7 protein-coding genes and 1 pseudogene are annotated in these 9,257 nt (G+C 58.4%); 6 read left to right on the forward strand and 2 right to left on the reverse strand.

What is annotated here, in order from left to right:
• Window positions 1-6: 6 nt before the first annotated feature.
• Window positions 7-1,383, forward strand: coding sequence for an alpha-glucosidase/alpha-galactosidase (locus tag EDF70_RS22255; protein WP_132278019.1), 1,377 nt, complete (start codon window positions 7-9; stop codon window positions 1,381-1,383).
• A gap of 15 nt (window positions 1,384-1,398) precedes the next feature.
• Here the strand turns inward: EDF70_RS22255 and EDF70_RS22260 are convergent, their stop codons facing one another.
• A complete protein-coding gene (locus EDF70_RS22260) occupies window positions 1,399-2,283 on the reverse strand; it encodes a helix-turn-helix domain-containing protein (protein ID WP_165932099.1) in 885 nt (294 codons plus the stop codon).
• A gap of 91 nt (window positions 2,284-2,374) precedes the next feature.
• Here EDF70_RS22260 and EDF70_RS22265 point away from each other — a divergent pair, with 91 nt between their 5' ends.
• From EDF70_RS22265 to EDF70_RS22285, 5 genes are all read left to right on the forward strand, one after another.
• Complete coding sequence (locus EDF70_RS22265; RefSeq protein WP_132278023.1) at window positions 2,375-3,649, forward strand: ABC transporter substrate-binding protein; 1,275 nt, start codon at window positions 2,375-2,377, stop codon at window positions 3,647-3,649.
• A 65-nt stretch (window positions 3,650-3,714) separates the two neighbouring features.
• Window positions 3,715-4,575 carry a sugar ABC transporter permease gene (locus EDF70_RS22270; RefSeq protein ID WP_132278025.1) on the forward strand — a complete coding sequence of 287 codons (861 nt, stop codon included), beginning with the start codon at window positions 3,715-3,717 and terminating at the stop codon, window positions 4,573-4,575.
• Window positions 4,572-5,408 carry a carbohydrate ABC transporter permease gene (locus EDF70_RS22275; RefSeq protein ID WP_132278027.1) on the forward strand — a complete coding sequence of 279 codons (837 nt, stop codon included), beginning with the start codon at window positions 4,572-4,574 and terminating at the stop codon, window positions 5,406-5,408. Before EDF70_RS22270 ends, EDF70_RS22275 begins: the two co-directional genes overlap by 4 nt.
• Before the next feature lie 11 nt (window positions 5,409-5,419).
• Window positions 5,420-6,502 (forward strand): sn-glycerol-3-phosphate ABC transporter ATP-binding protein UgpC, encoded by a 1,083-nt coding sequence (gene ugpC / locus EDF70_RS22280; protein WP_132278029.1) that lies wholly within the window; start codon window positions 5,420-5,422, stop codon window positions 6,500-6,502.
• A gap of 44 nt (window positions 6,503-6,546) precedes the next feature.
• Window positions 6,547-8,556 (forward strand): aldo/keto reductase, encoded by a 2,010-nt coding sequence (locus EDF70_RS22285; RefSeq protein ID WP_132278031.1) that lies wholly within the window; start codon window positions 6,547-6,549, stop codon window positions 8,554-8,556.
• 134 nt (window positions 8,557-8,690) lie between these two features.
• Here the strand turns inward: EDF70_RS22285 and EDF70_RS22290 are convergent.
• Window positions 8,691-9,106 (reverse strand): annotated as a pseudogene (locus tag EDF70_RS22290) (DDE-type integrase/transposase/recombinase); the annotation flags it as partial.
• Window positions 9,107-9,257: the final 151 nt, after the last annotated feature.

Genomic DNA, 9,257 nt, shown 5'->3' on the forward strand with positions numbered 1-9,257 from the left:
GAACATATGGCAGGACATCCCAAAATCACATTCATCGGCGCCGGTTCGACGGTGTTCATGAAAAACATCATCGGCGACGTGTTGCAGCGGCCGGCCCTTTCCGAGGCACATATCGCGCTGATGGATATCAATCCGCAGCGGCTGGAAGAAAGCGCCATCGTCGTCAACAAGCTGATCTCGACGCTTGGGGTGAAGGCGACGGCGGAGACGTTCAACGATCAGCGCAAGGCACTGGCCAATGCCGAATTCGTCGTCGTCGCCTTCCAGATCGGCGGGTACGAACCCTGCACGGTGACCGATTTCGAACTGCCGAAAAAATACGGCCTGCGCCAGACAATCGCCGATACGCTCGGTGTCGGCGGCATCATGCGCGGGCTTCGCACCGTGCCGCATCTGTGGAAGATTTGTGAGGACATGCTCGCCGTCTGCCCGAATGCGATCATGCTGCAATATGTGAACCCGATGGCGATCAATACATGGGCGATCGCGGAAAAATATCCGACCATCCGTCAGGTTGGCCTTTGCCACTCGGTGCAGGGCACGGCGATGGAACTCGCCCATGATCTTGGTATTCCTTACGAGGAAATCCGCTATCGCTCGGCTGGCATCAACCACATGGCGTTTTATCTCGAATTCGAGCATCGCCAGAAGGACGGTTCATATCGCAACCTCTATCCGGATCTGCTGCGCGGTTACCGCGAGGGCAGGGCGCCGAAACCCACATGGAACCCGCGATGCCCCAACAAGGTGCGGTATGAAATGCTGACGAGGCTCGGGTATTTTGTCACCGAAAGCTCGGAGCATTTTGCTGAATACACGCCCTATTTCATCAAGGAAGGCCGCGAGGACCTGATCGAAAAATTCGGCATTCCGCTCGATGAATATCCAAAGCGCTGCATCGAGCAGATCGACAAATGGAAAAATCAGGCGGATGCCTATCGCTCGGCCGAAAAGATCGAAGTCAAGCAGTCCAAGGAATATGCCTCCTCGATCATCAACTCGGTCTGGACCGGCGAACCTTCGGTCATCTACGGCAATCAGCGCAACAATGGCTGCATCACCTCGCTTCCCTTCAATTGCGCCGCCGAAGTGGCTTGCCTTGTCGATCACAACGGCATCCAGCCGACCTTTGTCGGCGACCTGCCGCCACAGCTGACGGCGCTGATGCGCACCAATATCAACGTGCAGGAACTGACGGTTCAGGCACTGATGACGGAAAACCGCGAGCACATTTTCCACGCGGCGATGATGGACCCGCATACCGCCGCCGAACTCGATCTCGACCAGATCTGGTCGCTGACCGAGGACCTTCTGACGGCGCATCGCGACTGGCTGCCGGAATGGACGCAGAGCGTACCAGTCCGCCAGGCAAAGGCGAGCTGACCCAACCGGCTCGTCTCAAACCGCCGCGGCACGTGTGTCGCGGCGGAAATCCGATGGTGGCATGCCGGCGGTGGAGCGAAACGCCTTATTGAAGGCGCTGACCGACCCGAAACCGCTGTCCATCGCCACCTGCAGAATGCTGTCGCCGCTATGCATCAGTTTCGCCTGCGCATGCGAAAGCCTGAGCAGCGTCAGATATTTGATCAGCGTCATGCCGGTCGATTTGCGAAACAGGTTCATTGCGTATTTGGGATGCAGTCTTGCCGCCTCGGCAATGTCGGTCGCATCCAGTTCTTCCAGAAAATTGGCGGCAATGAAGTCGCACATCTTTACGACGGCGGGCGAGGGCGCACCGGTCTCCATCGAGGAAGAGTGCGTCTTGCCGGATGAGATCGTCTCATAGGGCTCCATAAAAATCCGTTCGACGCGCAGAAGCAGTTCCTCCACCGCATGCTGCGCCTTCATCTCTTCACCCGATGTCACGTAGCGGAACCAGCGCGGAAAATTTTCGCGGTCGGCCGCGTCGGTCTGTGAAGTCAGCATCGTCGCGCCGCCCATCAGCATGGCGGAGACGCTGGCTGGCAGGCGCATGCGGAAAAAATGCACGAGCGGCAGATGTGCGCCGGCATAGATGGAATCGCGTGAGGATTCGTCCATCCGGTGCGGCTGTCCGCCCCAGAACAGGCAGATTTGCCCGGCCGACAGTGTCAGATCATGCCCGCCCATGCGGTAATGCACATGCCCGCGCATGATATAGTTGACCTCGATCTGCGCGTGCCAGTGCGGCCGCAGCATCACGCGTGGATGTCCGTGGAAAAATTGCAGCGTTGTCGGCATGCCCTCGATGCTGCTTGCACCCGGCTGGTAAAAAGCCTTTTCCTCGATCTTACTTTCCGACAGGTCCGTGTTCCCTTTGTACGAGACAGAGTTTTGCCGATCGCTAATCTGCTCATGTTCGTGGAGGAACAGCAATTGAAAAGGGAGGTTTTCAATGCGCTACAGGTTTCTTGGCGCGACGGTATCGTTTGCTCTTTTGGCAACCGGGCCCGCAGCCGCGCAATCGACTGAAATTACCATCTGGAGCTGGAACGTTGCCGCCTCGGCATTGAAGTCCACTCTTGATGGGTTCAACAAGAAATACCCCGACATCAAGGTGACGGTGCAGGATCTTGGCAACGATCAGGTTTTTGACAAGTCGCTGGCCGCCTGTGCTGCCGGTGGTGACGGGCTGCCGGATATCGTCACAATCGAGAATTTTGAGGCGGAACTGTTCTGGAACCGTTTTCCGGATTGTTTCACCGACCTGACGGCGCTCGGCTACACGCCGGAAATGCAGGCGCTTTTCCCCGAATTCAAGCGCACCGAACTGGAAGTGGATGGTGCTGCCTATTCCATGCCCTGGGATTCCGGCCCGGTCGCAGTCTTCTATCGCCGTGATTTCTATGAGAAGGCAGGCGTCGATCCGGCAACGATCAAGACCTGGGATGATTTCCTGAGCGCCGGCAAGAAAGTCATGGCGGCCAACCCCGGCACGGTGATGGCGCAGGCCGATTTCAACGGCGACAGCGAGTGGTTCCGCATGCTTTCCAACGAGCAGGGTTGCGGTTACTTTTCGACCGATGGTCAATCGATCACCATCAATCAGCCCGCCTGCGTCGCCACGCTCGACAAGATCAAGCAGATGAAGGATGCCGGCATCATCACCGCCGCCATCTGGGACGAAAAGATCCAGGCCAACACCGCCGGCCGCACAGCCAGCCAGGTTTTCGGCGCCTGGTATGAAGGCACAATTCGCTCCGGCTCGCCGGATCTTGCGGGCAAATGGGGCGTCTATCCGATGCCGAGCCTGACGGCCGACGGGCCGCACGCCGCCAATCTCGGCGGCTCTTCGCTCGCCATCAGCGAAAACTCGAAGAACAAGGAAGCTGCCTTCAAGTTCGTGGAATACGCGCTGACCACCAATGAAGGCCAGGTGTCGATGCTGAAATCTTTCGGCCTCGTGCCGTCGCTTTTGTCGGCGATCGATGATCCGTTCGTCAAGGAAAAGCAGCCCTATTGGGGTGATCAGGCGGTGTGGGCGGATATCCTTTCCACCCTGCCCAAGATCAAGCCGGCGCGCGGGACTGCATTCCAGGCGGATGCGGATGGTGTCTACAAGGCGGTGCAGGCGAAATTTTTCGCCAACGGTTACCCGGATGCCAAGACGGCACTCGACGATGCCGCCAAGCAGATCGAAACGGCCACCGGCCTTCCCATCGCGGAATGAGCAATCGGGCCGGGCGGTCCGCTGTCCGGCCCAAAACTCCCCGCCGACGATGACCGGAGGAAGCAATGCGTGTGCACAACAGGATCGCTTATGCGTTCCTGGCCCCCTATTTGCTGATTTTCGCCAGTTTCTGGCTGTGGCCGATCATCAGCTCGTTTTTGATCTCGTTCCAGAATACCCGCGTCAATCCGTGGCGGTTCGCACCCTCTATGAACTGGGGGCGGCTGGTCGGTGATCCGGCTTTTTACAACGCGCTTTACAACACGCTGATCATTCTCGTCATTCAGGTGCCGGTGATGATCGCGCTCGCCACCGTCATGGCGGTGCTGCTGAATTCGCCGCTGCTGAAGGCGCGGCCGCTGTATCGTTTCGCCTTTTTCGCGCCGGTCGTGGTGGGTGAGGTGGCTTATGCCGCCGTGTTCCGGCTGATGTTCAGCGCCGATTTCGGCATCATCAACAAGATCATCGGTACGGTTGGGCTTTCGCCCATCTCATGGTTCGACAATGGCACGGCGGCGATGGCGCTGCTGATCATGGCCGTCACCTGGCGCTGGGCCGGTTACAATGCCATCATCATCCTCGCCGGGCTGCAATCCATTCCCGGCGATGTTTATGAGGCGGCAACACTCGACCGTGTCGGCAAGGTTCAGCAGTTCTTTCACATCACCCTGCCGCTCCTGAAACCCATCATCCTGTTCTGCATCGTTTTGTCCGTCATCGGCACGATGCAGCTGTTCGCCGAACCATTCCTCATCACCAATCGTGGCGGGCCGGGTGGGGCAACCGAAACGCTAGGCCTGCTGCTGTACCGGCAGGGCTTTACCTCGCTCAATTTCGGTTACGCCTCGGCAATTGCCTATACGATCGCAGGCTTGGCCGTCGCCATTTCGCTGCTCAACCTGTTTTTCGGGAGGGAGGCGAAATGAGATCGAAATCCCGCTCGCTGCTGATACGCCGGGTGGTGCTACATGCGGCACTCACACCGCTCGCCATCATCTGGCTGTTTCCGCTGTGGATGATGTTCGTGTTCTCGACCATGTCGGATTACGGCATTTTCAGCCCCGATATCGTTCTCGTGCCATCGACGCAGTTCATCGAAAATTTCAAGAACCTGCAGGCCGATACGGATTTTCTGCGGGCGATGTTCATCTCCATCACCGTCGCCGTCATCTACACCATCCTGTCGGTGATGCTGACCTCGATGGCCGGCTGGGCCTTGGCACGGTACCGGTTCGCCGGGCGCTCCGTCGTCATCGCCATCATTCTCGGCACGATCACGCTGCCCTTTGCGGTCGTCGTCATCCCACAGTTCATCATGGTGGCGCGCGAGTTCAGGCTCGCCAATACCTGGGTGGCGCTGATCGTGCCACCGCTGTTCAATTCGCTCGGCGTGCTGTTCATGCGGCAGGCATTTTCCATGATGCCGTCGGAACTGTTCGATGCGGCGCGGGTCGAGGGCGTCAAGGAATGGCGCATCTTTCTGCACATCGCGCTGCCCTTGGCGCGGCCGACCATGGCGGCGCTGTCGATCATCCTCTTCCTCGCATCCTGGAACAATTATCTCTGGCCGCTGCTGATCAATTCGCGGCCGGGCATGATGACCGCGCCGGTGGCACTCGGCACGCTGATCGGTCTCACCAAGGTCTCCTGGGGCGGCATCATGGCGGGGGCGGTGCTGCTAACTGCGCCGATCCTCTTCGTCTTCATTTTCCTTCAGCGTCATTTCATTTCCGGCATCACCGCCGGCGCCGTAAAATAATCGGAGGCTTCATGGCCGGGCTCACCCTCAAAAATGTCATCAAGCGTTTCGGTGCCTTGCAGGTCATCCATGGCGCCGATCTGGAAATCAAAGACGGTGAATTCGTCGTATTCGTCGGCCCTTCCGGCTGCGGCAAGTCCACCCTTTTGCGCATGATTGCCGGACTGGAGGATATTTCAGGCGGCGAGATCGCCATTGACGGCACTGTCGTCAACGATGCCGATCCGGCCGATCGCCATATCGCCATGGTGTTCCAGTCCTACGCGCTTTATCCGCACATGACGGTGCGCAAGAATCTGTCCTTCGGCCTGACGATGAACGGCAACCCGAAGGCCGATACCGAACGCCGCGTGGCGCATGCCGCCGATATTCTGCAGATCAACGAGCTGATGGATCGCCGTCCCGGCCAGCTGTCCGGCGGTCAGCGCCAGCGTGTTGCCATCGGCCGCGCCATCGTGCGCGAACCGCAGGTGTTTCTGTTCGACGAACCGCTCTCCAACCTCGACGCTGAGCTGCGGGTGCAGATGCGGGTGGAGATTTCAAAACTGCACAAGCAGCTCGGCACGACGATGATCTACGTCACCCACGACCAGACCGAGGCGATGACGCTGGCCGACAAGATTGTCGTGCTGCGCTCGGGGCGCATCGAACAGGTCGGCGCGCCGCTCGATCTTTATGACGATCCGGCCAACCAGTTCGTTGCCGGTTTTGTGGGCTCGCCAAAAATGAATTTTTTGAAGGCGAAGATCGAGGCTGCCACATCGGATGGTGTCACGGTGGCGCTGGCTGCCGATCCGGGCGTCAGGCTGAAGATGCCGATCTCCAGTCGTCCCGATATCGGCTCCTCCGTCATTCTGGGCATCCGTCCCGAACATTTTGTCGATGCCGGTGCCGGAGACGCTGATCTGACGGTGGATGTCGATGTCGCCGAACATCTCGGCCATACCAGCTATGCCTATGCCGCCGTTTCCGGTGAACCCCTGATTATCGAACAGCCGGAATCCCGCCATGCTGCCGATCAGCAACAGCTCACCGTCGGTCTGCCGGCAAAACGCTGTTTCCTGTTCGACGCCGAAGGCCGTCGCCTTCGCTGACATCTTTCGTTTCATCTCCCAAGACTGACTGAAAAGGACATGCCATGAGTGCAGAGAAAAAAATCCGCTGGGGTATTATCGGTCCCGGCACGATCGCAAAAACCTTTGCCGAAGGCATTGCCGGGTCCTCCACCGGCACGCTCGCGGCGATCGCCAGCCGCAATCCTGACAAGCCGGGATTGGGCGATGGTTTTCCCGGCGCACGGATCGTGCACGGTTACGAAGCCCTGCTTGCCGATCCCGATATCGATGCGGTCTATATCGCCACACCGCATACGGGCCATGCCGAATGGGCGATCAAGGCCGTGCGGGCGGGCAAACATGTGCTGGTCGAAAAGCCGATCGCGCTTTCCGCCTTCGATGCCGACGTGATCTTTTATGAAGCGAAAAAAGCCGGAGTGTTCATCGGCGAAGCCTATATGTACCTCTTCCACCCGCAGACGGCGCGGCTTGTCGAACTGGTGAAACAGGGCGTCATTGGTGACGTCAGGTTGATCCGCTCCAGCTTCGGTTTCGACATGGGTGGTTTCCGGCCCGAACACCGGCTGTTCTCCAACGATCTTGCCGGCGGCGGCATTCTGGATGTCGGCGGTTATCCGGTGTCGATGGTGCGGCTTCTGGCCGGCGCCGTCAGCGGCATATCTTATGCCGAACCGGTAAGCGTTGCCGGTGCCGCGCATCTTGGCCAGTCGGGCGTTGACGAATGGGCATCCGCCGTCCTGAAATTCGAAAACGGCATCGTGGCCGAAGTCTCATGCTCGATCATGGCGAACCAGGACAATACGCTGCGCATCATCGGCTCCAAGGGTCGTATCGAGGTCAAGGATTTCTGGTTTGCAGGCGGGCGCAAAGGCGGCACCGGCAGGATCGAGATTGTCAGAGGCGACGAGCGGGAAGTCGAAGAGGTTTCGGAAAATCGGCATCTCTACTCCTTCGAGGTCGATGCGGTGACTGCGGCGATCCGGGCCGGTGAAAAGACATTTTCCTATCCGGGCATGAATGCGGCAGAGGCGCTTGCCAATCTGCGTGTGCTGGATCGTTGGCGTGCTTCGGTCGGTCTGGAGTATGGGGTCGAGAAAGCGGCGCAACGCACGAAAAACATTGCCGGCGCATCCGTCGTCGCCGGAAACAGCGTGCCGAAACGGCAGATACCGGGCCTTGCCAAGCCGGCTTCGGTCGTGGCGCTCGGTTTCGAGTTTTTCCCGAATTTCGCATCGGCCTCCCTGACCTTGGACGCCTTTTACGAGGCGGGCGGCAACCTGTTCGACACGGCTTTCGTTTACGGTGCCGGCAAGACCGAAAGCATCTTTGGCGACTGGCACACCAGCCGCAATGTGCCGCGTGAAGAGATCGTGCTGATCGGCAAGGGTGCGCATTCACCGCTCTGCTATCCGGATATCATTGCCAAACAGCTCGATCAGTCGCTGCAGCGGTTGAAGACGGATTATCTCGATATCTATTTCATGCACCGCGACAATCCGGACATCCCGATCGGTGAGTTTGTCGATGCCATCGATGCCGAGGTGAAGCGCGGGCGTATTCGCGGCATTTATGGCGGCTCCAACTGGACACGCGAACGTCTGGATGCGGCAATCGACTATGCAAAGAAGAACGGCAAGGCGGCCCCGGCCGCGCTTTCCAACAACTTTGCGCTGGCGGAAATGCTCGATCCGATCTGGCCGGGTTGCGTGACATCATCGACGGCCGAGTGGAAGAATTGGCTGAACGAACGACAGATCCCCAATTTCGCATGGTCCAGCCAGGGGCGCGGCTTTTTCACCGACAGGGCGGGTCGTGACAAACGGGACGATGCGGAAATCGTGCGTTGCTGGTATTCGGACAGCAATTTCGAACGTCGCGACCGTGCCATCGAGCTTGCGCAAAAGCGCGGCTGCAGCCCGATCCACATCGCGCTTGCCTATGTCATTGCCCAGTCATTTCCAGTGATACCGCTTATCGGACCACGCACCGTTGGTGAGTTGGAGGACAGTCTGTCCGCTCTCGCGATAGAGTTGTCTGCGGCGGACATCGGTTGGCTGGAAGCTAAGAATTGAGTTAGGTGAGACCTCAATCGGCCAAATGGTTCTTACCTGATGGCCGAAAGTCTCTTTCGTCATAATCGGGCTTGAAACGTCACGGTGAGTATGAGGATGGATTGAATAGCCCGAGATTTGTAGACCCCCTCGGGTTAGATTTTCTGCTGCTTCTCGAACTCGATGGGCGACAGAATTCCATTTCTGACGTGCTTGCGTTTCGGGTTTTAGAACATCTCGATGTAATCGAACGCATTCTGGCGAGCTTCATCGCGTGAACGACCCTGTGACGTATCCTTTTCTGCTTCAGAAGATTGAAGAAGCTCTCGGCCACCGCATTGTCATGGCAGTTGCCGCGTCGGCTCATCGAGTGAACCAGTTTGTGGTGCTTGACGAGCGAGGCCCAGGCCATGCTGGTGAACTGCGAACCCTGATCCGAATGAATCAGCACCTTGTCCTTCGGTTTGCGTCTCCACACCGCCGTGCGCAGAGCCTGCAATACGACGTCCATGGTTTGTCGGCTCTGCATCGCCCAGCCGATGACCCGGTGCGAATAGAAATCGATGACGACCACACCGCCTGGCTATCCACCCAGCCGCTGTTTAGCGAGCAGACGTACCGTCACTTAGAGCCTGTCCGAGAATTGAGTTGAGTGATCGGGCCGATGATGATTCCAAGACGGTGTTCAAAGCCAGAATGGAAGCGCCATGTGGAACCCGACC

The sequence above is a fragment of the Neorhizobium sp. JUb45 genome (assembly GCF_004343585.1).
GTDB lineage: Bacteria > Pseudomonadota > Alphaproteobacteria > Rhizobiales > Rhizobiaceae > Neorhizobium.

Bases quoted from the DNA above. Each gene is read 5' to 3' on its own strand.
- EDF70_RS22270 (WP_132278025.1), top strand. From the start codon at position 3,715: ATGCGTGTGCACAACAGGATCGCTTATGCGTTCCTGGCCCCCTATTTG.
- ugpC (WP_132278029.1), top strand. From the start codon at position 5,420: ATGGCCGGGCTCACCCTCAAAAATGTCATCAAGCGTTTCGGTGCCTTG.
- EDF70_RS22265 (WP_132278023.1), top strand. From the start codon at position 2,375: ATGCGCTACAGGTTTCTTGGCGCGACGGTATCGTTTGCTCTTTTGGCA.
- EDF70_RS22275 (WP_132278027.1), top strand. From the start codon at position 4,572: ATGAGATCGAAATCCCGCTCGCTGCTGATACGCCGGGTGGTGCTACAT.
- EDF70_RS22255 (WP_132278019.1), top strand. From the start codon at position 7: ATGGCAGGACATCCCAAAATCACATTCATCGGCGCCGGTTCGACGGTG.
- EDF70_RS22285 (WP_132278031.1), top strand. From the start codon at position 6,547: ATGAGTGCAGAGAAAAAAATCCGCTGGGGTATTATCGGTCCCGGCACG.